The sequence below is a fragment of the Streptomyces sp. NPDC020996 genome, from assembly GCF_040641355.1.
In the GTDB taxonomy this organism is placed as follows: domain Bacteria; phylum Actinomycetota; class Actinomycetes; order Streptomycetales; family Streptomycetaceae; genus Streptomyces.
In genome coordinates this window covers 1-22,091 of sequence record NZ_JBFADM010000087.1, presented here as the reverse complement: position 1 = coordinate 22,091, position 22,091 = coordinate 1, and the positions used below count along the sequence as shown (strand labels likewise).

19 protein-coding genes, 3 tRNA genes and 2 pseudogenes are annotated in these 22,091 nt (G+C 74.6%); 14 read left to right on the top strand and 10 right to left on the bottom strand.

Annotated features, from left to right (window positions below):
- The coding region (locus AB0G63_RS35945; protein ID WP_360759099.1) for a hypothetical protein at positions 1-235 on the bottom strand (235 nt) is incomplete at its 3' end.
- A gap of 271 nt (positions 236-506) precedes the next feature.
- A complete protein-coding gene (locus AB0G63_RS35940; RefSeq protein ID WP_360759096.1) occupies positions 507-1,103 on the bottom strand; it encodes a histidine phosphatase family protein in 597 nt (198 codons plus the stop codon).
- A gap of 191 nt (positions 1,104-1,294) precedes the next feature.
- Here AB0G63_RS35940 and AB0G63_RS35935 point away from each other — a divergent pair, with 191 nt between their 5' ends.
- From AB0G63_RS35935 to AB0G63_RS35905, 7 genes are all read left to right on the top strand, one after another.
- A complete protein-coding gene (locus AB0G63_RS35935; RefSeq protein WP_360759094.1) occupies positions 1,295-2,233 on the top strand; it encodes a phosphatase PAP2 family protein in 939 nt (312 codons plus the stop codon).
- Between the two features lies 1 nt (position 2,234).
- A complete protein-coding gene (locus tag AB0G63_RS35930) occupies positions 2,235-3,431 on the top strand; it encodes a hypothetical protein (RefSeq protein WP_360759113.1) in 1,197 nt (398 codons plus the stop codon).
- 238 nt (positions 3,432-3,669) lie between these two features.
- Positions 3,670-5,262 carry a hypothetical protein gene (locus AB0G63_RS35925; protein ID WP_360759092.1) on the top strand — a complete coding sequence of 531 codons (1,593 nt, stop codon included), beginning with the start codon at positions 3,670-3,672 and terminating at the stop codon, positions 5,260-5,262.
- Positions 5,259-6,593 carry an AAA domain-containing protein gene (locus tag AB0G63_RS35920; protein WP_360759090.1) on the top strand — a complete coding sequence of 445 codons (1,335 nt, stop codon included), beginning with the start codon at positions 5,259-5,261 and terminating at the stop codon, positions 6,591-6,593. Before AB0G63_RS35925 ends, AB0G63_RS35920 begins: the two co-directional genes overlap by 4 nt.
- Positions 6,594-6,747: 154 nt before the next feature.
- Complete coding sequence (locus tag AB0G63_RS35915; protein WP_324784041.1) at positions 6,748-7,122, top strand: hypothetical protein; 375 nt, start codon at positions 6,748-6,750, stop codon at positions 7,120-7,122.
- Positions 7,123-7,237: 115 nt separating this feature from the next.
- Positions 7,238-7,828 carry a hypothetical protein gene (locus tag AB0G63_RS35910; protein ID WP_360759088.1) on the top strand — a complete coding sequence of 197 codons (591 nt, stop codon included), beginning with the start codon at positions 7,238-7,240 and terminating at the stop codon, positions 7,826-7,828.
- Positions 7,819-7,892, top strand: a tRNA-Lys gene (locus AB0G63_RS35905). Before AB0G63_RS35910 ends, AB0G63_RS35905 begins: the two co-directional genes overlap by 10 nt.
- 129 nt (positions 7,893-8,021) lie before the next feature.
- On the opposite strand, the gene AB0G63_RS35900 is transcribed toward AB0G63_RS35905, so the two are convergent.
- Complete coding sequence (locus AB0G63_RS35900; RefSeq protein ID WP_360759086.1) at positions 8,022-9,284, bottom strand: M6 family metalloprotease domain-containing protein; 1,263 nt, start codon at positions 9,282-9,284, stop codon at positions 8,022-8,024.
- Between the two features lie 313 nt (positions 9,285-9,597).
- Here AB0G63_RS35900 and AB0G63_RS35895 point away from each other — a divergent pair, with 313 nt between their 5' ends.
- Positions 9,598-11,454, top strand: coding sequence for an EAL domain-containing protein (locus tag AB0G63_RS35895; protein ID WP_360759084.1), 1,857 nt, complete (start codon positions 9,598-9,600; stop codon positions 11,452-11,454).
- On the opposite strand, the gene AB0G63_RS35890 is transcribed toward AB0G63_RS35895, so the two are convergent.
- A complete protein-coding gene (locus AB0G63_RS35890; RefSeq protein WP_360759082.1) occupies positions 11,433-12,536 on the bottom strand; it encodes an LLM class flavin-dependent oxidoreductase in 1,104 nt (367 codons plus the stop codon). The genes AB0G63_RS35895 and AB0G63_RS35890 overlap by 22 nt on opposite strands.
- 98 nt (positions 12,537-12,634) lie before the next feature.
- A complete protein-coding gene (locus tag AB0G63_RS35885; protein ID WP_360759080.1) occupies positions 12,635-13,366 on the bottom strand; it encodes a decarboxylase in 732 nt (243 codons plus the stop codon).
- Positions 13,367-13,679: 313 nt separating this feature from the next.
- Between AB0G63_RS35885 and AB0G63_RS35880 the strand changes: the two are divergent.
- From AB0G63_RS35880 to AB0G63_RS35870, 3 genes and pseudogenes are all read left to right on the top strand, one after another.
- Positions 13,680-14,264: pseudogene (locus AB0G63_RS35880) on the top strand (amino acid ABC transporter ATP-binding protein); the annotation flags it as partial.
- Between the two features lie 91 nt (positions 14,265-14,355).
- Positions 14,356-15,114, top strand: coding sequence for an IclR family transcriptional regulator C-terminal domain-containing protein (locus tag AB0G63_RS35875; protein ID WP_360759078.1), 759 nt, complete (start codon positions 14,356-14,358; stop codon positions 15,112-15,114).
- Positions 15,115-15,260: 146 nt separating this feature from the next.
- Positions 15,261-15,334: transfer RNA gene (locus AB0G63_RS35870), tRNA-Lys, on the top strand.
- Here AB0G63_RS35870 and AB0G63_RS35865 read toward each other — a convergent pair.
- From AB0G63_RS35865 to AB0G63_RS35845, 5 genes are all read right to left on the bottom strand, one after another.
- Positions 15,300-16,958 (bottom strand): AMP-binding protein, encoded by a 1,659-nt coding sequence (locus tag AB0G63_RS35865; protein WP_360759076.1) that lies wholly within the window; start codon positions 16,956-16,958, stop codon positions 15,300-15,302. The two genes, AB0G63_RS35870 and AB0G63_RS35865, sit on opposite strands and share 35 nt — an antisense overlap.
- Before the next feature lie 47 nt (positions 16,959-17,005).
- On the bottom strand, positions 17,006-17,470 hold the full coding sequence (locus AB0G63_RS35860) for a hypothetical protein (RefSeq protein ID WP_360759074.1): 465 nt from the start codon (positions 17,468-17,470) through the stop codon (positions 17,006-17,008).
- Positions 17,471-17,607: 137 nt separating this feature from the next.
- Positions 17,608-18,213, bottom strand: a complete 606-nt coding sequence (locus AB0G63_RS35855; RefSeq protein ID WP_360759072.1) for a lytic polysaccharide monooxygenase — start codon at positions 18,211-18,213, stop codon at positions 17,608-17,610.
- Between the two features lie 116 nt (positions 18,214-18,329).
- Positions 18,330-19,442 carry an SPFH domain-containing protein gene (locus tag AB0G63_RS35850; RefSeq protein WP_360759070.1) on the bottom strand — a complete coding sequence of 371 codons (1,113 nt, stop codon included), beginning with the start codon at positions 19,440-19,442 and terminating at the stop codon, positions 18,330-18,332.
- A gap of 136 nt (positions 19,443-19,578) precedes the next feature.
- A complete protein-coding gene (locus tag AB0G63_RS35845; protein ID WP_360759068.1) occupies positions 19,579-20,886 on the bottom strand; it encodes a peptidoglycan-binding protein in 1,308 nt (435 codons plus the stop codon).
- Positions 20,887-21,069: 183 nt separating this feature from the next.
- On the opposite strand from AB0G63_RS35845, the gene AB0G63_RS35840 reads away from it, so the two are divergent.
- The 3 genes and pseudogenes from AB0G63_RS35840 to AB0G63_RS35830 all read left to right on the top strand — a co-directional run.
- Positions 21,070-21,143: transfer RNA gene (locus AB0G63_RS35840), tRNA-Lys, on the top strand.
- A 46-nt stretch (positions 21,144-21,189) separates the two neighbouring features.
- A complete protein-coding gene (locus tag AB0G63_RS35835) occupies positions 21,190-21,342 on the top strand; it encodes a hypothetical protein (protein ID WP_360759115.1) in 153 nt (50 codons plus the stop codon).
- A gap of 7 nt (positions 21,343-21,349) precedes the next feature.
- Positions 21,350-21,963, top strand: a pseudogene (locus AB0G63_RS35830) (kelch motif-containing protein); the annotation flags it as partial.
- Positions 21,964-22,091: the final 128 nt, after the last annotated feature.

Here is a 22,091-nt window from a genome sequence, read left to right as displayed (position 1 = left end):
CGCGGCAGCGGGCGACGCCGAGCAGGCGCCGGTAGCCCAGGCGGTGGAGCCCGCCGCCCATGACCACACCGAAGACATCGGCCACGAGACGACGGGCAGGCCAGGGCCGGGAAGGCGCCGCCGAGCCGTCCGAGCGCGCCGCGAGCCCTGCGCGGCAGCGGGCGACGCCGAGCAGGCGCCGGTAGCCCAGGCGGTGGAGCCCGCCGCCCATGACCACACCGAAGACATCGGCCACGAGACGACGGGCCAGGGCCGGGAAGGCGCCGCCGAGCCGTCCGAGCGCGCCGCGAGCCCTGCGCGGCAGCGGGCGACCCCGAACAGGCGCCGGCAGCCCAGGCGGTGGAGCCCGCCGCCCATGACCACACCGAAGACATCGGCCACGAGACGACGGGCAGGCCGGAGCCGGGAAGGCGGCGCCGAGCCGTCCGATCAGGGCGCGAGCGGTGCGCGGACGCGGGGAGGCGCGGGCGGCGTGAGCCAAGTGATCGCGCCTGCGGGGCCGGGGGCTACGGCGTCAGGTGGCCGGAGTCGTTCCAGCTTTCTATGGCGGGCTCGCCGTAGGCCCAGCCGAGGACCGACAGGGAGGCGGGGCTGAGCCTGATGCGGGCGGCGAAGTCGAGCGGCAGGCCCAGCCAGCGGGCGCCGATGGTCCGCAGGATGTGCCCGTGCGCGAACACGAGCACGTCGCGGTCCTCGGACCGCGCCCAGGCCACCACCTCGTCCGCCCGGGCGGTCACCTCGGCCGGGCTCTCGCCCTCCGGCACGCCGTCGCGCCAGATCAGCCAGCCCGGCCGGAGGGCCTGGATGTCGCCCGGGGTCATCCCCTCGTACGCGCCGTAGTCCCACTCCACGAGCGTGTCCCAGGTCCGCGCCCGCTCGCCGAACCCGGCGAGCCGGCAGGTCTCACGCGCGCGTGCCAGCGGGCTGGTGCGGACCTCGACGTCGGGCAGCCCCGCGAAGGGGACGCGCCGCAGCCGCTCCCCGAGCAGCTCGGCGCCGCGCCGGCCCTCCTCCAGCAGCGGTACGTCGGTCCTGCCGGTGTGCTTGCCGGACATCGACCACTCGGTCTGTCCGTGCCGGGCCAGCAGGATGCGCGGTGCCATGGAAGGGGCCTTTCCGGGTGGGTCCGAGAGGGAAGGCATCCATCATCGCCTACGCCGCTCAGGGGCAACCCGGCGGGCGATGCCGGCGTCTATGAGGTCCGGGGGGCTCCCCCGGGATGCCGTACGACGCCGTAAAGTGACACGTCCCGATCAACGGGCACGCGCGCCAGAGCGAAGGGGGAGGCGATCGGATGCCGCAGACCGAGATACCGGGCACGGAGGCGGCCCGCACCCGCCTGCGCTGGTGGACGGAGCTGCCGCTGATCCTGCTCGTCTACGCCTGCTACTCCGCCGGCCGGCTGCTCGCCCGCGGCGACACCGCGGGCGCCGTCGACCACGGCCTGTCGATCCTGCAGATCGAGAAGGTCCTGCACATCAACGCCGAGCACCCGCTCAACCGCCTGTTCACGCGCGAGGCGTGGCTCGGCGTGCCGGCCGACTTCTGGTACGCGTCGCTGCACTACCTGGTCACGCCCGCGGTCCTGGTCTGGCTGTTCCGCTCGCGCGCCCAGTACTACCGGGCGGCCCGCACCTGGCTGATGACGTCCACGTTCATCGGCCTGATCGGCTTCACGCTGCTGCCGACCTGCCCGCCCCGCCTGCTGTCGGCGGGCCACGGCTTCGTCGACACGATGGCCCAGTACAGCTCGTACGGCTGGTGGGGCGGCGCCGCCAGCGCCCCCAAGGGCCTCGGCGGCATGACGAACCAGTACGCGGCGATGCCCAGCCTGCACGTGGGCTGGTCGCTGTGGTGCGGGGTGATGCTGTGGCGCCACGGCGGGACGCGCGCCGCGCGGGCCGCCGGGGTCGCCTACCCGCTGCTGACCACGATCGTGGTCATGGGCACCGCCAACCACTACTTCCTCGACGCGGTCGCGGGCGCCTTCGTGATGGGCGTGGGCCTGCTGCTGGCGCCGTACGTGATGCGCCGCGCGGACGTGCTCCGGGCGCGTGTCCCGTTCGCCGCAGGGCTCTCCGGCGCCTCTGGTTCCCCGATTGTCAGTGCCGGATGCCAGACTTCCGCGGGTGAGCGAATTCCACGTCAGCGCGAGTCCCGGACCGGAGCCGGAGCAGGGCCGGACGCCTCTTCCACGGACGCGGGAGAAGGCGCTCCGGCAGCGGCTCGCTGAGCTGCGGGGGCCCGGCGTACCGGCCAAGGCGCTGGACGCCCGTGCCCTGGCCGCCCTCGCCGCCAACCCGGGCTGCAGACGGCGCGCGATCCTCGACGGCGCCGGGGTGAACAAGGCGGCGCTGGCGGGCGCGCTGGGCTCGCCGTCGGTTTTCGGGCAGTCCCAGTTCGCGTTCGTGCGGGGCAACGCGTTCGAGGCGAAGGTCAAGGCGGACGGCGGCGCGGAGCTGCTGCGGCTGGTGCGCGAGAAGCTGGACCGGACCGCCGAGCCGCCCCTCGACGCGCGCGTGCCCGACCTGGCCGCCACCGGCCCCGAGGGCCGAGCCGCCCGTACGGAGCTGGCGCTGCGCGAGGCCGCCGCGGCCCCGGGCGACTGGACCCTGCTCGACCATCCGATGCTCGCGCTCGACGTGGCCGGCTCCCCCGCGTTCCTGGAGCCGGACGCGGTGGTGGTGCACCCCGACGGCAGCTGGACGGTCGTGGAGATCAAGTCCTTCCCGATGCTGGACGGCTCCGCCGACCCGGCGAAGGTGGGCGCGGCGGCCCGGCAGGCGGCGGTGTACGTGCTGGCCCTGGAGGAGGTGGCCGCCCGCCTCGACCCGGCGCCCGAGGTGCGGCACCGGATCCTCCTGGTCTGTCCCAAGGACTTCTCCAACCTGCCCACCGCCTCCGCCGTCGACGTCCGCAAGCAGCACGCGGTCACCCGTCGGCAGCTCGCCCGCCTCACCCGCGTACAGGACATCGCCGACGCGCTGCCGGAGGGCACCTGCTTCTCCCCCGAGCTGCCCGCCGCCGAGCTGACGGCGGCGGTGGAGTCGGTGCCGGCGACGTACGCACCGGAGTGCCTGTCCTCCTGCGAGCTGGCCTTCCACTGCCGCGACCGCTCCCGCGCGGCCGGCTCGGTGACCTCCCTCGGCCGCCCGGTCCGCGCCGAACTGGGCGGCCTGCGCACGGTCGCGGAGGTCCTGGCGGCGGCCCGCGCGGAGGCCGGGGACCCCGAGGATCCGGCCGTCGCGGCCCTGCGCCGGGCGGCACGGCTGCGGGCAGAGGCACTGGGGAACGATGCGCTGGGGGCGGAGGCGCTGCGGGCGGCCGATGCGCTGGGGGCAGAGCGCCTGGGGGACGAGGCTCTGCGGGCCGACGCACTGCGGGCGGCCGATGCGCTGGGGGCCGTGACCGCGGGAGGTGCGGCCCGATGACCGCCGTACCCGCCACGGGCCCCGGGCGCCCCACCGGCCGCCCGCACCGCCCCACCGCGCCGGCGTACCCCCGCGCGGACCTCCGCCCGCACCGCCCGCACCGCCCGCACCGCCCCACCGCACCGGCCCGCTCCCACCCGGCCCACCGGGACCACCGGGCCCACCCGGCCCACCGAGCCCACCGGGTCCGCCCGGATCACGTCGCCGCGCCGGCCGCCCCCCGCCCGGAGGCCGCCCCGTGTCGCTGATCACCACGCTCGCCCGGCTGGAGGCCGTCCGCTCCGGGCGCGCCCAGCCCGCCGCCACCGTCCGGCACCGGCATCTGTCCGAGCGGCCCCTGGTCCTCGTGCCGCTCACCACCGCCGGTGAGGCCGGCGCCCCGCTCGGCGCGCTCGTCGGCACCGACCGGGACGCGCCGCGCCTGCTGGTGGTGGCGCAGCCGCGCGACCGGGACCTCAGGTTCGCCTTCCTCGCCGAACTGGCGGACGTGGTCCTGCCGTACATCGAGGACTACGCCGGCCGGGTGGAGGCGGCCGAGCGCACCGACACCGACCCGGAGACCGGCAAGCGGGTCAAGGTCGAGGTCGAACTGTGCGCCGACGCCCCGCAGTTGATCGTGCCCAGCCGCGCGGGCATCGACTTCGTACGGCTGCTCGGGCGCTCCATGCGGTTCCGGCGCACCGCGGAGCAGGACCCGGAGACCCCGTACCCCGCGCCGCCGCGGGTGCCGCTGCTCGGGCGGTGGCTGACCCACTACGCGGAGCGGGCCCGCATGCCGGGCTCCTCGCTGCTGCTGGCGATGACCGACGTCCTGGCCCGGCACTGGGCCACCGGCCAGTCCACCCTGGAGGACCAGCACCTCGGCGCGCTGCTGGCCTGGATCGACCCTCCCGAGGAGGGTGCGACCGGCGCCGAGGCCGCGCTGCACGCCGAGCTCGCGCGGGACGCGCGCGGCCAGTTGCTGTGCCCTCCGGCCGGCCCGGCGACCGACCCGGCGTTCGACAACAAGCTGCTCGCCCCGGCCGTCGAGCGCTACGACCGCGCGCGCACCGCTCTCGCCGCCGCCGAGGACGGCCTGCAGGCGGACGACCGGCTCGCGGAGCTCACCGCCGCCGAGCGGGAGATCGGCGCCCTGATCGAGAGCGTCACCCGGCCCACCTGGGAGCGGGTGTGGGACGGTCTCGCCCTGCTGCGCGCGCTGCCCGAGGGGGCGCACGTCGAGGAGCGGTGGACGCGCGACCGCTGGTCGTTCACCGGCCACCGCGACCGGGTCGCCGCGGGCGAGCCGCCGCAGCCGCGCCGGGACGACGCGGTGACCGCCGCGAACAAGCTGGCCGCGCGCGAGCGCGAGCAGGCCCGTCTGGAGGCGCAGGAGGCCCTCGACGATCCGCTGGTGATGGCCGGGCGCCGGCTGGCCGGGGAGGCGTTCGCCGGTGAGGTCACGGACGTCGTGATGGCGTACAGCGAGGGCAGGCGGCCCAGCCCGCGGCCGCTGGTCACCGTCCGCACGGACGACCGGCCGCAGCTGGGCGAGCGCGTGAAGGTGTACCGCTCGCTGGGCGGCAGGCCGCAGGCGGCGGAGTTCGCCGGGCGGGAGGACGACGGCCTGCTGGTGCTGCGGATCCTCGACAAGATGGGCCGCGGCAAGGAGCCCGAGGCCGGTTCGGTGCCGGAGAAGGGCGACCTGGTCTGTTTCACGTTGTTCGAGCACGAGCAGCGGGGCGGCCCGAAGCTGCCCGACCCCGAGCGGACGCCGTGGACGCACGGCGGGCCGCCCGGCGAGGCCGTCCCCGAGCCGGCCGACCCGACGACCGAGGAGGACGTCCTGTGACCGCCGTCTTCGACCCCGGCGCCGCTGCCGCCGCGGCCACCGAGGCGATCCTGCACGACACGCTGCACGGCGCCGACCGGGGCGTGGTCGTGGACTCCCCGCCCGGCGCCGGCAAGTCCACGCTCGTGGTGCGGGCCGCGCTGGAACTGGCCGGCGCCGGGCGCCCGCTGATGGTGGTCGCGCAGACCAACGCCCAGGTCGACGACCTGGTGCTCAGGCTCGCGGAGAAGGACCCCGAGCTGCCGGTCGGCCGCCTGCACAGCAGCGACGCCGACCCGTACGACAAGGCGCTCGACGACCTGCCGAACGTGCGCAAGTCGGCGAAGGCCGCCGATCTCGCGGGGCTCGCCGTCGTCGTCTCCACCGCCGCGAAGTGGGCGCACGTCAAGGTCGACGAGCCGTGGCGGCACGCGATCGTCGACGAGGCGTACCAGATGCGGTCGGACGCGCTGCTCGCGGTGGCCGGTCTGTTCGAGCGGGCGCTGTTCGTGGGCGACCCGGGCCAGCTGGACCCGTTCTCCATCGTGGGCGGCGAGCAGTGGGCGGGGCTGTCGTACGACCCGTCGGCCTCCGCGGTGACGACCCTGCTCGCGCACAATCCCGGGCTGCCCCAGCACCGTCTCCCGGTCTCCTGGCGGCTGCCGGCGTCGGCCGCGCCCCTGGTCTCGGACGCCTTCTACCCCTACACCCCGTTCCGCAGCGGCACCGGTCACGGCGACCGGCGACTGGCCTTCGCCGTCCCGTCCGACGGTTCCGGCCCCGACCGGGTGATCGACGAGGCGGCCGAGTCGGGCTGGGGGCTGCTGGAGCTGCCGGCCCGGCACACGCCCCGCACCGACCCGGAGGCGGTGCGGGCGGTGGCGGCGGTCGTCCGGCGGCTGCTGGACCGCGGCGGGGCGGCGGTGTCCGAGCGCTCCGAGGCCCCGGCTCCCCTGACGGCCGGCCGGATCGCCGTCGGCACGGCCCACCGCGACCAGGCGGCGGCCGTCCGCTCGGCGCTGGCCGAACTGGGCGTCGCGGACGTCACGGTCGACACCGCCAACCGCCTCCAGGGCCGCGAGTACGACGTCACGGTGGTCCTGCACCCGCTCTCCGGCCGCCCCGACGCCACCGCCTTCCACCTGGAGACGGGCCGCCTGTGCGTCCTGGCCTCCCGGCACCGGCACGCCTGCATCGTGGTGTGCCGCGCGGGCGTGAGCGACCTGCTGGACGACTACCCCTCGACGGAACCGGTCCAGCTGGGCACGCTCGTGAAGTTCCCGGACGGCTGGGAGGCCAACCACGCGGTCCTGGCCCGCCTGGCGGAGCACCGCGTCCCGGTCCGGCCGTGACCGTCGGCCCTCTCGTCCGGGCGGCCCGGGAACATCACCGGCCCCCGCGGAGTTGGCAGCGGCCGGAGGTTCCGGCCCTCTTGCGCGGGCGCGGGACAATGGACGGTGGCCCACGTACCGGCGGGTCGATCGTGACGTACGAGGAGGAGAAGACATGGCGGAGCCCACGCCGCGTCGGAACGAGCCGCGGCTACGCCCCGCGCCCCTGCTCTTCGAGCCCGCGGCGGCGGCCGCCGACCCGGAGCACTTCTTCGACCTGGAGTCGATCGACGACCCGCGGGCGCTGCTGGACCGCGCGACGGAGCTGACGCAGGCGTTCCGCGCGGCGGCGGACCGGGCGGTGGAGTTCCAGGCGATGGCGGCCGCGCAGCTGGCGGACCCGCGGCGGTTCGACCGGCTGACCCCGGCGGACATCGCGGAGCGCGCCGAGTGGACCGAGGACTACGCCAAGAAGATGGTCGAGTTCGGGCGGGACCTGATGAGCGGGGCCGAGGGGCGGGGGCACGCGGACCCGGTGCAGGGAGCGTAGCCGCGCGTCCGGCGGCATATGCCAGGCGGGCAAGATACCCGCTCCCGCACCCGCCTGTCCCGGTTTTCGGCAACCGTGCGGAACGGAGTGCTCACAGCCGGTAGATCTGGGCGGCATGAGCAGCTCACGCCGCGAACCGTTTCCCGACCTCCACGACGCCTGCGGGGCGACCGCGGACGGAGCCGCCTGGCTGGCCTCGGCGGGAACGTGTCCGGGCGGCACGCTCGCCTGCTGGCGGGAGCGGCCCCAGGCCCCGGCCGTGCTGCCCTGCGGCTCGGTCTTCGACGTGGTCAGCGCCCCCGCGCTGTTCGGGCGCCGGCTGGTCGACCGGTTGTGGGACGAGGGGCCCGGCTCGGGGCCGGTGGCGTTGTTCCGCGGCCGGATGCTGCTGTTCGCCGCGCCGGGCACCGCGCAGCGACTGCCGTCGCTGGTGCGGTGGGAGGAGGAGTACGGGCGCTCGGGCGCGATCCCGCCGCTGCTGTGCCACGGCCACGGCGACGCGGTGACCGTGCCCGGCCCGCTGGGCGGCGCCACCTCGCCGACGTCCCGCTGGCTGGTCGCCCCGGACACCCTCCGCCCGTGGCTGCCGGGGGCGGAGATCCTGCTGTGGGCGGCCGTCCGGGCGGCCCGGGCGGCGGTGCGGATATCGATTTTTCCTCCCGCCGACCAGGGTGCTAAGGTCTACGACGTCAGCAGGCGCCGCTAGCTCAGTTGGTTAGAGCAGCTGACTCTTAATCAGCGGGTCCGGGGTTCGAGTCCCTGGCGGCGCACGACACGGGAAGCCCCTCGCGGACAGCGAGGGGCTTCTTGCATGCCCACGACCAGCCCGACAGCCGGCCGCACGTGCGGGCGGCACGAGCTGCCGCACGGTCGGCCCGCACGGCAGGCGTGCGGGGTGGCTACCCCGCCGTGATCTTCACCGTCCACGCCCCCGAAGCCGTCCGCGACTCCGCCTCCACGCGCACCGCCTCCCCCGGCACCGTGAAGCTCTCGCCGAGGCCGACCGGGGCGTCCGCGAGGGGCGGGTAGACGGAGCCCTCCCAGCACGCCGCGGTGTGCGGGTGCGCGTCGATCACCCGGACGGGCCCGCCGCCGGACGCGGCGCCGCTGCGCACCCGGTAGACGAGGATGCCCGCCCGGCAGACCGATGCGTCGTTGCCGACCGGGCCGCGCGCCTCGAAGGCGAGCACGCTGTCCGGGCCGGTCCGCACGACCGCGAGCTTCGTGCCGTGCCCGAGCCCGAAGACCGGCACCCCCGCCGCCCCCGTCATCGGCGTGGCCGGCCCCGCGCCCAGCGGCTCCAGCGTCACCCGGGTCGTGCCCAGGCTCCGCGCGCACACCACCTGCCGCGGATCCAGCCAGCCCAGCTTCCACTTGTGCCAGGCGAACAGGTCCGGCGCCAGACCGAACTGGCTGCCCATCAGGTCCCAGTCGCCGACGTACGTGTCCCAGTCGCCCTTGCCGTCGACGGGCCGCTGGTAGAGGTCCGGCAGGTCGAAGACGTGCCCGGTCTCGTGGGCCAGGACGAGCCGGTCCGGCGGATGCCGTTCGAACACCGTGACGACGCGGCGGATGTCGCGGCCGTCGGCCCGCAGCGGAGTGTCCAGGTTGACGACCTTCGTGGCGTCCGAGTCCACGCCGGGCGCGTCCGGGTCGGCGACGAAGTAGACGACGTCGTAGCGGGAGAAGTCGACCTCGGGGTCGGCGGCGGCGACCGCGTCCCGCAGGTAGGCGGAGCGCTGAAGGGGGTTCCAGTCACGCCGCACGGCGTACGCCGTGGACGGCCGCGGCATCCGGATCCAGTGGCCGAGCGGGTGCGGGCGCAGCGTGAACCTGCCGTAGGAGGACCGTTCGAAGAAGCGGCTGGTGGCCGGGAAGTGGTCGGCGGTCAGCTCGGCGGGGGTGGTGCGCGGGACCGCGTCCGGGAAGGACAGGAAGACCATCGCCGCGTCCAGTCGCCGGGTCGGGCGCGGGTAGGCGGCGTTCCAGGTGTCCAGGCCCTCCGAGTGGTGCGCGCCGGTGCGCCGCAGGGCGCACGCCGCCGCGCGGTCCGGTCCGGTGGGCGAGGTCCCGCTCACCAGGGAGGTCGCGGCGAGCGCGGAGAGGGTGGTGCACACGGCGGCGGTGCTGCGCAGTCGGGGCCGTCGGAACGGACGCGGCACGGGGACCTCCGGGAGCGGTTCACGGGACACCGCACCCAGCCTGTTGGAGATTGTCGTACTACGCCCTGTTTGTCTGCACCGGAAGAGTGAGTCATCGGAGAGTTCTCCGGAGCCGACACCCCGAGTCGCTCACGGAACGTCACAACTGGTCGGAGGCCTGAAGAGACCCGTCCAGGTACGGGCAGAAACGATCTGTCAGAAGTGCCGGTCCGTCCGGGACACTGGACGATGGCTGGATGGACCTTGGGCCAGCCTCTATGATCGGCACACTTTCCTGCACGGACAGAGATCGAGTGCACTGCGGGAGCCAGCGGTGAGCGGAACGTCCGAAGGGCCGACGCCCGCGGCAGACCTCGACCGGTCCGCCGTGACCGAGAGTGACATCCAGACATCTCCCCGTACCGGGCCGCCGACGACGCGTACCGGGCCGCCGACGTACCGGTCGGTCTTCGCGGCGGCCCCCCTCGCGATGGCCGTCGTCGACCGCGAGGGCCTGGTGGTCAGCGCCAACGACGGCTTCGGCGCCCTGTTCGGCAGCCCACCGGACCAGCTCGCCGGACGCATCGCCGCCGACCTGGTGGACCTCGCCTCCGACGCCCGCGCCTGGCACGCCTATCTCGAGGTGCTGCGCGGCCGCGAGGCCCGGCTGCGCTGCACCCGGCGCCTGAAGCAGCCCGACGGGCGGTCCCTCTGGGCGCAGGTCACCGTCGCGCCCCTGCCGGCCGCCGACGACGCCGTCCTGATGTCCGTCGCCGACATCAGCGCCCATCGCGAACTTCAGGCCAAAGTGCGGCACTTGCAGATGCACGACCCGGTGACCCGGCTGCCCAACCGCACCCTGTTCTTCGAACGCCTGACCGCCGCGCTGGATGCGGAATCGTACGAGGAGGGCGGCACCGGGCGGATCGGGCTGTGCTATCTCGACCTGGACGGGTTCAAGGCCATCAACGACACGCTCGGCCACCGGGTCGGCGACCGCCTGCTGGCCGCCGTCGCCGAACGCCTCACGCGCTGCGCCGACGAGGCGGGGTACGGCAGGGCCGCCGCCCCGCTGGTGGCCAGACTCGGCGGTGACGAGTTCGCCCTGCTGGTGCGGGACTCGACCGGCACCGAACAGCTCGCCGACCTCGCCGAGTCCCTCCTGGACGCCGTGCAGGCCCCCTTCGACATCGCCGGCCGGCGCCTGTCGGTGTCGGCCTCGATCGGCGTCGTCGAACGTCTGGCCGCCGGGACCAGCCCGACCGCGCTGATGCAGGCCGCCGACACGACGCTGTACTGGGCGAAGGCCGACGGCAAGGCCCGCTGGACGCTGTTCGACCCCGAGCGCAACGCCCACCGCATGACCCGCCAGGCCCTCGCCTCCACCCTGCGCCCGGCCGTCGAGCGCGGCGAGTTCGCCGTCGAGTACCAGCCGTTGGTCGGCATGGAGGACGGACGGCTGCACGGCGTCGAGGCGCTGGTGCGCTGGAACCACCCGCAGTTCGGCATGCTGACGCCGAACCGGTTCATCGGCCTGGCGGAGGAGGACGGGTCGATCGTGCCGCTCGGGCGGTGGGTGCTGCGCACGGCCTGCCGGCAGGCGCGCCGCTGGCAGCTGGACAACCCGGACGAGCCGCCGCTGTTCGTGAGCGTCAACGTGGCGGTCCGCCAGGTGTGGGACTCCGACCTGGTCGCGGACGTAGCCGACACCCTGGAGGAGACCGGCCTGGAGCCGCGGCTGCTGCAGCTGGAGCTGACGGAGTCGGCGGTGATGGGCTCGGCGGGCCGCCCGCTGCAGACCCTGCAGGCGCTCAGCGAGATGGGCGTGCGCATCGCGATCGACGACTTCGGCACGGGCTACTCCAACCTCGCCTACCTCAGCCGCCTGCCCGTGTCGGCGCTGAAACTGGACGGCTCCTTCGTCCGGGGCTTCCAGTACGAGAACGCGGAGGCCGCGCCCAACCCGGCCGACGAGGTCGTCGTCGAGGCGATGATCCAGCTCGCCCACCGGCTCGGCCTCACCGTCACCGCCGAGTGCGTGGAGACGCCGGCCCAGGCCGCCCGGCTGCGCGACATCGGGTGCGACACCGGCCAGGGATGGCTGTACTCACGGCCGGTGCCGCCCGAGCGCATCGCCGAGTTGATGGGCTCCCGGACGCGCGGAGCGGATCAGGTGGTCGGCAACCCGTAGGCGTCGGCGATGAGTTCGTAGCTGCGCAGGCGCAACTCGCCGGTGTGGGCGGGCGTGGTGAGCATCAGCTCGTCGGCGCCGGTGCGCTTGTGCAGCGCGTCGAGACCGTCGCGCACCTCCTGCGCCGTGCCGTGGACGACGTTGGCGCCCCAGGAGTCGACGAACTCCCGCTCCAGCGGGCTGAACCGGTGCGCCTCCGCCTCCTCCGGGCTGGGGAACAGGCCGGGCCGCCCGGTGCGCAGCCGGACCATGTTCAGCCCGGCGGCCAGGACCTGGCGGCGGGCCTCCCTCTCGTCGTCGGTCGCGAGCGCGGCGACGCCGATGAGGGCGTAGGGCGCGTCGAGGACCTCGCTCGGCCGGAAGGACTCCCGGTACAGGTCGAGGGCCGGAACGGTGTTCTGCGCCGAGAAGTGATGGGCGAAGGCGAACGGCAGGCCGAGGGCGCCGGCCAGGCGGGCGCTGAACCCGGAGGAGCCGAGCAGCCAGACCGGCGGGCGGTGCGGCGACTGGACGCCACCGGGCGAGGTCGCCTGCACCGGGCCGGGCACGGCGTGGATACGGCGGTACGGGTGCCCGTCGGGGAAGTCGTCGTCGAGGAAGCGGATGAGCTCGACGAGCTGCTCGGGGAAGTCGTCGGCGCCTTCGCCCGGCCGGTCCGTGCGGCGCAGGGCCGCGGCGGTGGCGCCGTCCGTGCCGGGGGCGCGGCCGAGGCCGAGGTCGACGCGGCCCGGGGCGAGGGCCTCCAGCGTGCCGAACTGCTCCGCGATGACCAGCGGGGCGTGGTTGGGCAGCATGACGCCGCCCGAGCCGAGGCGGATGCGGCCGGTGTGGGCGGCGAGGTGGGCCAGGATCACGGCGGGGGACGAGGAGGCGACGCCCGGCATGGAGTGGTGCTCGGCGACCCAGTAGCGGTGGAAGCCGCGGGACTCCGCGAGGCGGGACAGGGCGACGCTGGTGCGCAGGGCGTCACCGGCCGTCCGGCCGGAGCCCACGGTGACCAGGTCCAGCACGGACAGGGGAACGGGGGCGGTGCCCTGTGCGACGCCGCGGATCCCGTCGCCTGTCCTGTCGTCCGCTGCCACCGTGGGTGCCTCCTGTCGCCGGCCGTACGCTGTCCGTCCGACCGGAACAGAGGGCGCCCCCCGCCTATTCCCGCCCCCGGCGCCCCGCCCGGGGCGGGTCAGACCTGGACGATCGGTTCGCGGGTGAACAGCGCGCCCAGGGTCGGGGCGTTCACCCGGCGGTCCGCGAGTCGCAGGCCCTCCCACACCGTGACCTGGTTGGCGGTCAGCACCGGCTTGCCCAGCTCCTGCTCCAGGACCGGGATGTGGGCCGCGGTGTGCAGGGCGTTGTCCGGGAGCAGGACCGCGTCCGCGTCCGGGGTGTCCGCCTGCCGCGCCAGCGCCAGCACCTCCGCCTCTCCCCACATGCCGACCTCCGCCGCCGTGGCGGCCCCGGAGCCCCGTACGGCCACCACCTCCGTGCCGCCCGCCCGCAGGAAGTCCGCGAAGAGTGCCGCCACGTCGTCGGGGTACGGCGCGCCCACCGCCACCCGCGCCGCCTTGATCTCCCGCACCGCGTGCACGAAGGCGAAGGACGTCGAGGAGGCGGGCATGCCCGCCGCGAGGGCGAGGGCGCGCACCTGCTCGTGGGCGCCCTCCCAGCCGCCCAGGAAGCTGCCGCTGGTGCAGGCCCACACCACCGACTCCGCGCCCGCCATGCGCAGTTCCTCGACGCCCGCCGCGAGCCGCTCCGGCGAGGCGATCTCCCGCAGCGCGTCCATCCGGTGCGCGTCCTCGCCGATCGGAATGTGGACGACGTCCAGCCTGATGTCGCTGCCGATCAGCTGCTCGATGCGCGGATAGTCGTCCTCGGCGCTGTGGCCCGGGTAGAGGAATCCGAGAGCGGTCATTGCGAGCCTTCCTGCTGGTCTGCGTCGGCCGGGAGCACGGAGCCGGGCCCGGGCGCGGCCGCCTGATCGCGCGGCGCCGGCACGGCTCACACACGCGTACCCCGCACCCGTGCCCCACACCCGGGTACCCAGCCGGCCGTGCGGTGCGCACGGGGAGACCGGCATCGCTCTCACCGCACGTGCCGGGGCGCCGGGGTCCGGCCCCAACTCCCGCCTCCCGACGATCAGGAGCCCGGCCGCCGGACGGACGACCGCGAGGCGTACACCCGGGGCGGTCGGGTAGCAGCGCCGCCATGGCCGCACCCCGCTGACGACGCTGACCCGGCCGGACGAGGGGACGATCACGGTGGCCGGTCAGCGGCTCTTCCCGGCCTCCGGGAAGCAGGTCCGCGAGGTCCGCAAGAAGATCGGGATGGTCCTCCAGCAGTTCAGCCTGTTCCCGAACATGACCGTGCTGCGCAACGTCACCGAGGCCCCGGTCACCGTCCTTGGGCTGTCCAGGGACGAGGCGGAGCAGCGGGCGTGCGAACTGCTGGACCTGGTGGGCCTCGCCGACAAGCGCGACATGCGCCCCTCCCAGCTGTCCGGCGGACAGCAGCAGCGGGTGGCGATCGCCCGCGCGCTGGCGATGCGGCCGCAGGTGCTGCTGCTCGACGAGGTGACCTCCGCGCTCGACCCGGAGCTGGTCGCGGGCGTCCTCGACGTGCTGCGCGACATCGCCCGCAGCACGGACATCACGATGCTGTGCGTGACCCACGAGATGAACTTCGCCCGGGACATCTCCGACCAGGTCCTGATGTTCGACGCCGGCCGGATCGTCGAGTCCGGCCCGCCGGAGAAGATCTTCAGCGAGCCGGAGCACGAGCGGACGCGGGAGTTCCTGGACGCGGTCCTGTGACGGCGTCGTCGTGGCGGTTATCGTGGTGGGGCTTGACCGTCCGGATCACGGCCCAGTAGCAGTGCGAACGAGCGAGCGCAGGGGGAACACCGTGGCGCTGAAGCACGAGCCGACCGCTCCGTACCACTCGGCCCAGGACGCCCTGCGCGTCCTGGAGACCGTGGCCCGGCACACCACCGGAATCACCGGCACGGACCTCGCCCGGCACACCGGCCTCGACCCGGAGCGGCTGACCACCCTGCTGAGGTGGCTGCGCCGCGAGGGCTACGTCGAGCAGGTCACCGACGGCGCGTACGTCGCCGGCGACGTCCTCGGCCGCCTGGGTTCCGCGCACGGCCGCGAGCAGGCACTGCGCGACAAGCTGCAGCGCACCCTCGACCGGCTGCGCGACTCGCTGGGCGCCGCGGTCTACCTCAGCCGGTACGTCGACGGCGAGGTCAGGATCGCCCAGTACGCCGCCGGGCCCACCACCCCGGTGGTCAACGAGTGGGTCGACTTCCGCTCCTCGGCGCACGCCACCGCGATCGGCAAGAGCCTGCTCGCCCAGCTCGACCACAACGGCCGGCGCGAGCACCTCTCCCGGCACCGGCCGGCCCGTCTCACCTCGCGCACCATCACCAGCGACAAGCTGCTGCTGTCCCGGCTGGCGGCCCAGCCGCCCACCGTCCCGGCGCTCGACCTCCAGGAGTACGCGGTGGGCACGGTGTGCGCGGCCGTCCCGGTGACGGCCGGTTCGGCGGTGGGCTGCCTGGCCCTGTCCCTCCCGGTGGAGCACGCCCACCGGCTGCGCCGGGCCGCGGACACCCTGAACCGGAACGCGGCGCCGGTGCTGCTGTCGCTGACGATCTGAACGCGCCGACGGCTGAGCGCACCGACGATCCGAGCGCACCGACGATTCGAGCGCGCCGCGGGTGGTCACCAGCACCCCCGCGGACCAGGTAGTATTTTCTCTGTCGCCGCCCGCGAGACACAGATCACGCGGACGGCGGGAGTCATGCGCCGCTAGCTCAGTTGGTTAGAGCAGCTGACTCTTAATCAGCGGGTCCGGGGTTCGAGTCCCTGGCGGCGCACATATGAGGGGCCTCTCGGCGACACGAGGGGCCCCTCGAGGTCTTCCGGGGTCAGCCTCCGGTACGCCGGCTCGCCGGGCGGGCGCCACCACACCGGGTCGGCGCACCGCACGCCCTCCCGGCGCAGCAGCGCCCGGTGGATCTTGTTCGTGGCGGTGACCGGCATCCGCTCCACCACCCGCACGAACCGGGGCGCCATCTTCGAGCCCAGGTCCGGCTGGGCGAGCAGGAACTCCGCGAACCCCGCCGGATCGAAGCCGCCGGCGACGGCCGCCATCACCTGGTCCCCGGTCACCGGGTCCGGCACCGCGTAGACGGCCACGGCGTCGGCGCCGTCGTACCGGGCGAGGATGTTCTCGATCATCGCGGCGGCCAGGTTCTCGCCGTCGACGCGGAGCCGGTCGTCGGCGCGGCCTGCGAAGTAGAGGTAGCCGTCGGCGTCCCGGCAGAACAGGTCACCGGTCCAGTACCAGCCTCCCCGGCGCCGTTCGGCGTCCGCCCGCGGATTGCGCCAGTAGCCATCGAAGGGGTTGGGCGCCCGGTTCACCAGCTCGCCGATCGCCTCGTCGCCGTTCAGCAGCCGTCCGGCCGCGTCGAAGACGGCCGGCGGGCACTCCGCACGGGTCTCCGGGTCCAGCACCACGAGCCCGGGCCCGGCCGGCCCGACCGCGCCGGGCGGGGTGCCCGGCGTCCACTGCACGGCGGCCCCGCCCTCGGAGGAGCCGTAGCCCTCCACCAGCCGCACCCCGAACCGCCGCTCGAAGGCCGCCGCGTCGGCGGCCCCCGCTTCGGTGCCGAAACCGGTCCGCAGCGGGTTGTCCCGGTCGTCGTCCCGTTCCTCGGTCGCCAGGATGTACTGCACCGCGCGGCCCACGTAGGTGAAGTACGTGGCGTTGTAGGCCCGCACGTCCGCCAGGAAGCGCGACGCCGAGAAGCGCCGCCGCAGCGCCACGCCCGCCCCGGCCGCCAGCGCGGGCGCCCAGTCGGCGATCACCGCGTTGCCGTGGAACATCGGCATGCAGACGTAGTGCACGTCGTCCTCGCGCACGCCGAACCGGTCGGCCAGCGACCGTCCGGCGGCGGCCAGCCGGCCCTGGCTGCACACGGCGGCCTTGGGGGCGCCGGTCGAGCCGGAGGTGAAGTACAGCAGCAGCCGGTCGCCGGGGGTGCGCCGGGAGGCGTCCGGCACCGCGTCCCGGTAGGGCGCGAGGAGCGTGTCGTACTCCTCGGTGCCGGTGACCAGGACGCGCACCGTGTCCGGCAGCGCGAGGCCGTCGAGGAGCGGGAGGTGGGTGCGCTCGGTGACCACGATCCGGCACTCGGTGTGCAGGATGTCGCGGGCCAGTTCGGGGCCGCGGCGGGTGGGGTTGACGCCGGCGACGGCCGCTCCGGCGAGCGCCGCCGCGCCCAGCCACAGCGGGTATTCCGGGGTGTTGTCCAGCAGCACGCCCACGTGCGGCTCGGCGTCCGGCGGCAGCAGGTCGGCGAGCAGCGCGGCGCGGGCCGCGGCCCCCGCGGCGACCTCGTGGTGGGTCAGCGTCCGTTCCTCGCACCACAGCCCCGGCCGGTGGTCGCCCCACCGGCCGGCGACGAGTTCCGCGACCGTACGCCTGCCGGACTCCATGGGGCGCACGGTAGCTGACACTCCGTCAGTTGTGGAGACCTGCAACCCTAATAGCCGGAGACGTCCGAGGTCACGAAGACCTCGGTGTACGTGACCATGAAGCCGACGCAGAACACGACGACCACGCCGAGGAACGCGAGGATGCCGAAGGTCACCACGGCCTGCTTGGCGCGGGCCGGCGCGTGCGCGGTGGCGACGACCAGGGGGCCGTCCGTGTAGTGGACGGTGACGAAGTCGCCCTCCAGCCGGGTCGCCGGGCCGCCCTCCTCCTCGAAGCGGATCCGGCGGCCGTCGCGCGCGGTGAACTCGTGGACGTGGTGCAGGGTGGTGCGCACGGAGCTGTCGTGGCCGCCGCCGTGGGTCGTGGTGAACGTCCGCAGGCAGCGGCCCTCGGCCGTCAGCCCGCTGTTCCAGGCGCCGCGCACCTGCAGCCGGCGGCGCGTCACGCGGTAGGCCATGAAGAGGGCCAGGCCCGCGATCAGGCCGGGCACGAGGCAGCGCAGCACGTCCATGAGATCCCCCGATCACGGTGCGCCGCCTGCCGGCGGGCCTGCCAGGAACGCACCCGAGGGGAGATCCCGGCCGCCTCAAGGAATGCTCAGAGATCGCGCGCCGGGGCGGGGGCTCCCGGCGCGCGGCCCGGCCCGGGTCAGAAGGTGACGTCGGAGCAGGCGTAGAACGCGTTGCCGGTGTCCGCGACGGTCCACACGGCGAGGATGACGTGGTGCCCGCTCAGCCCGGACGGCAGGGTGCCGCTGTGGGAGAGGGTCGACGGCGGACGCTGACCGCCGTAGGGCACCGTCAGGAACGGCGTGGTGTCGAGGTCGGAGCGGGACAGGTTGTGGTCCTGGTTCCAGCCCTGGCGGGTGACGTAGTACCGGAAGTCGGTCGTGGCGTGGTTGGCCGTGAACTGCCAGCGGAAGGTGTAGCTCTGGCCGCCCGTCACCTTGGTGGCCGGCCAGGCGCCGCCCGAGGGGGTGCGCGGGCTGTCGAGCTGCGCGAAGCGGGTGTTGCCGCCGGAACATATCTGCCCGTCGGCCGGTCCGGCGGCGGGGAAGCCCTTGGGGCCCTCGACGCTCTGCGGCTCCCACTGGATGTCACCGCAACCGGTGACGGCGCCGTTCTGGCAGAGCTTCTGCCGGCTGACGGGGAGGTCGGTGTAGCCGTGGCTGCTTGCGCCACCGGAGGAGAACACGAAGGCTCCGGCGGTGGCGAGGCCCACCACGGCGGCGTACGACTTGGTCCTTGTGCGCATGCTGCCGCTCCTGGAGAACGTGGGGAAGGTTCGGTGAGCTGAACAGGTAGGTCTAGACCAACCCTCACGTTATGGCCAGGACTTGAACATGTCCAGACCAATCACGGAGACCGTTCTCAGCGCCCCGGCTCCGCCCGGCCCACGCAGAACGCCACCGTCAGGTCCTTGACCAGGGCCTTGCGCTCGTAGTCGTCGAGCTCCACCAGACCCCGCACGGTCAGCCGGGTCACCGTGTCCTCCACCGAGTCGACCACCGACGTCAGCATGCTCGCCCGGTTCTGCGCGTCCAGCGCGGCGACCCTCCGGCGGTGCATCGCGGCGGCGACCTCGGGGGCGTACTCGACGCGGACCGGCTGCACCGAGTACACCTCCAGCCCGACCGGCGCCGCGTCGGCCGCCACCAGCCGGGTCAGCGCCTCCCCGGCCGCCTCCGCCGCCCCCGCCGCGGCGCCGGGCGTCTCCACCGGCACCCGGGCCAGGGCCGCCTCCACGCACTCGCGCAGGTACGTCTCGTGGTCGTCGACGCCGAGCACGGCCCGCGCGGTGTCCCGCACCCGCCACACCGCCAGCACGACCACCCGCAGGGCGACCCCGCCGCCGTCCACCGCCGGCATCGGCTCGCTGCGCCAGTGCCGCAGCCGTACGTCGACCCGGCGGCGCAGCAGCAGCGGGTTGACCCACACCAGGCCGGTGCGCCGCACGGTCCCCCGGTAGCGGCCGAACAGGCCGACCACCAGGGCCCGCCCGGTCCGCCCGCGGGTCAGCCCGCCGAAGCCGAACAGCCCTACGGCGCCCGCCCCGGCGCAGGCCGCCCACTGCGCCGGCCCCAGCCCCGTCCCCGCGTACGCCGGCAGCCGCAGCGCCTCCAGCGCCGCCCGCGGCAGGACGCCGGCCCACCATGACACGGCCGCGCAGCCGGCCGCCCCGCAGACGCCGGCGAGGACCCCGGCCGCGCCGGGCAGCACCCGGGCCGGCCGTTCCACCAGCTCGGGGTCGGCCCGCGGCGCCGCGCGGTTCCTGGCCGCCGCCGGGCCGCGCAGCCGCGGCTGCTCCCCGGTGCCGCGCCGGCGCCCCACGACCGCGGGCTTCACCGGCACCGGCATCGGGCTCGGCTCGTCGCGGAACAGCAGGTGGACGGGGATCTCGGTGGTCGCCTCGTTCTGAATGAGACGCCCGGACCTGCCCGGCCCCTCGAACTCGGGCGTGTGTGACGTGGTCGTCGTGCTCAAGCGTGCCTCCAGCCTCCGCGCCAGATGCGCCACAACAGATGGATCGGGACGCCGTGGCCCCGGTGGAACGGGGCCACGGTGACCCGGGGGTGGGTCGGGTCAGGTGGGTCAGATCAGGTGGGTCGACTGAGGTCGGTCAGGAGAAGAGGCGGCGCCAGGTCTCCGGGCCCGGGCAGCCGTCCGCCGCGCCGCCCCGCCAGCCCTGGGCGCGCTGGAACGCCCGTACGGCACGCCGGTCCGCCTCGCCCCAGCGCGGTCCGGGCCCGGTCGTGTAGAAGGCGCCGAACCCCTTCTTCACCAGTTGCCGTCCCAGCCGGGTGACGTACGCGTTGCTCGCGCCCGGCCGGAACAGCGCGCGCCCCGGATAACCGGGGACGCCGTGCGAGGCGGGCGGCCCGGCGGTCGACGCCGGGATGCCGCTGCCCTTGCCGGTGACCAGCAGTTCCCAGGTCCGCGGGCCCGGCAGCCCGTCGGCGTCCGCGCCGCGCCAGCCCTGCGCCAGTTGGAAGGCCTGGGTGGCGCGCCGGTCCGCGTCGGTCCACCGCGGCCCCGGACCCGAGGCGTAGAAGCGCCCGCCGCCGCGCGCCACGAGCAGCTGCCCGAGCCGGGTGACGTACGCGTTGTTCGCGCCGGGGCCGAAGTACTCCGGGCCCGGATAGGCCGTCGCGGCCTGCTGAGCGGCCGGCGTGCCGGGGTTCGCGCCCGCCTCGTCCGCCGCGATTCCCCTGTACCGGTAGGGGACGTAGCGGTCCGAATTGCTGGAGTAGGCGTAAGGGGTGGCCCGGCGGCGGGCGTGCGGCGGAGTCTCCTCGTAGGCGACGTAGGAGGTGTGCGTGGAGTCCGTCCAGCCGCCGAAAAGGACGACGTGCGAGCCCTTCTCGGGGTTGTCCGGATTGTGGAACAGCAGTATGTCGCCGGGCTGGAGTTCCTCCTTGGAAATGCGCTCCCCGTATTTGCCCAGGCTGCCCGTCCATTCGTTCCCGGGCAGGCTCCAGGCCATCGACACGAAGCCCGAGCAGTCCTGCCGGTAACCGTCGGACCAGTAGTCGGACATGCTGTACGGCACCTGCGCGGCGACCCAGGCCTTCGCCCGGTTGATGATCTCCGTACGGGTGGTCTTCGGCAGCCGCACGGGCGCTGCGGGCAGTGCGGGACGGCCGGCCGGACCGTGCAGCGGGGCCCTGCCGCCCTGCGGTGTTCCGGGCTCGTCACCTGCGGGGACGCCCGGCCGGTGGGAGGCGTGCGGCGCGGCGAGAGCGGGTGCGGCATGACCCGCGGCGAGGGCGGCGGAGGCGGCGGCCGCGACGATCACGACGCGGTGCGCGGCCGGGTGGGCCGGGCGCCGGGCGGCCGGAGAATACGGCAGGACGCGGCGCCAGTGCGCGCAGCCGGGGCAGTCGCAGTCGCTCGCGGGATCGAATTCCTCGAATACCGGAGTCCCCATGCGATTCCCCTCACACTCCCGATGGAAATGACGGCGCCTGTGCACGTCGATCAGTTTCCCAACCGTCGCCGGGCCGCGCATGTTGACGGTCCGAATGATGTACCCGGACGTCCGCGGCACCCGCCGGGGCGCCGGGTGGTCGGGAGCACCCTCCGGCGTCCGGTAGAGTTGCCGCGTCAGCAGGCGCCGCTAGCTCAGTTGGTTAGAGCAGCTGACTCTTAATCAGCGGGTCCGGGGTTCGAGTCCCTGGCGGCGCACCGACAGGCAGAGGGCCCTCCGTGGGAACGGAGGGCCCTCTGCTCCATGTGGGAAGGTCGCCGGGTCCAGTACCGCTCGCTGCTGTCGCAGGAGCCGCACCGCGTCCGGGCCGCGCTCATGCTGGGCGCGGCGCCGCTGCCGTCGCTGGTCGTGCTGGCCTGGCTGCTCCAGCCGGAGCACCGGACCGAGCGCGACTGACCCGCCGCTGGAGAAGGGCACCCGCTACCCGCAGTCCTCGGTGCTGCCCGACGACGCCTTGCTGGTGTCGGGCGGCTCGCAGGACTACCGCGGGCGCAGCGCCTCCGACATCCTCCAGGCGCGGATCTACCACCCGGACACCAACACCTTCGACCGGGTCGCCGATCCGCTGGTGGGGCGCAACTACCACTCCGGCTCGATCCTGCTGCCCGACGGCCGCGTGATGTTCTTCGGCTCGGACTCGCTCTACGCCGACAAGGCCAACACCAAGCCGGGCAAGTTCGAGCAGCGCATCGAGATCTACACGCCGCCGTACCTGTACCGCGGCTCGCGCCCGTCGCTGTCCGGGGCCCGCAGACCATCGCGCGGGGCGGCTCGGGCACCTTCACGTCGCCGCAGGCGTCGGCGGTCAGGAAGGTGCGGCTGATCCGGCCGAGCGCGACGACGCACGTCACGGACGTGGACCAGCGGTCGATCGCGCTGGACTTCAAGACGTCCGGCGACAAGATCACGGTGACGGTGCCGAAGAACCGCAACCTGGTCCAGTCGGGCTGGTACATGCTGTTCGTCGACGACGACCGGGGCACGCCGAGCAAGGCGCAGTGGGTGAAGGTGCCGTGAGCCCGGGGGCGCCCTCCGAGAACGGAGGGCGCCCCCCCCCCCGGACGGTGGGGGGGCCCGCCGCGCCCGCGGCCCCCCCCCCCCCCGCCGCGGCCCCCCCCCCCCGCCGCCCTCCCGCCGGCTCTTCC

Coding starts and splice junctions, on each gene's coding strand:
- AB0G63_RS35860 (WP_360759074.1), bottom strand. CDS start 17,470: ATGGACGTGCTGCGCTGCCTCGTGCCCGGCCTGATCGCGGGCCTGGCC.
- AB0G63_RS35940 (WP_360759096.1), bottom strand. CDS start 1,103: ATGGCACCGCGCATCCTGCTGGCCCGGCACGGACAGACCGAGTGGTCG.
- AB0G63_RS35910 (WP_360759088.1), top strand. CDS start 7,238: ATGAGCAGCTCACGCCGCGAACCGTTTCCCGACCTCCACGACGCCTGC.
- AB0G63_RS35935 (WP_360759094.1), top strand. CDS start 1,295: ATGCCGCAGACCGAGATACCGGGCACGGAGGCGGCCCGCACCCGCCTG.
- AB0G63_RS35865 (WP_360759076.1), bottom strand. CDS start 16,958: ATGGAGTCCGGCAGGCGTACGGTCGCGGAACTCGTCGCCGGCCGGTGG.
- AB0G63_RS35915 (WP_324784041.1), top strand. CDS start 6,748: ATGGCGGAGCCCACGCCGCGTCGGAACGAGCCGCGGCTACGCCCCGCG.
- AB0G63_RS35845 (WP_360759068.1), bottom strand. CDS start 20,886: ATGGGGACTCCGGTATTCGAGGAATTCGATCCCGCGAGCGACTGCGAC.
- AB0G63_RS35835 (WP_360759115.1), top strand. CDS start 21,190: ATGTGGGAAGGTCGCCGGGTCCAGTACCGCTCGCTGCTGTCGCAGGAG.
- AB0G63_RS35885 (WP_360759080.1), bottom strand. CDS start 13,366: ATGACCGCTCTCGGATTCCTCTACCCGGGCCACAGCGCCGAGGACGAC.
- AB0G63_RS35855 (WP_360759072.1), bottom strand. CDS start 18,213: ATGCGCACAAGGACCAAGTCGTACGCCGCCGTGGTGGGCCTCGCCACC.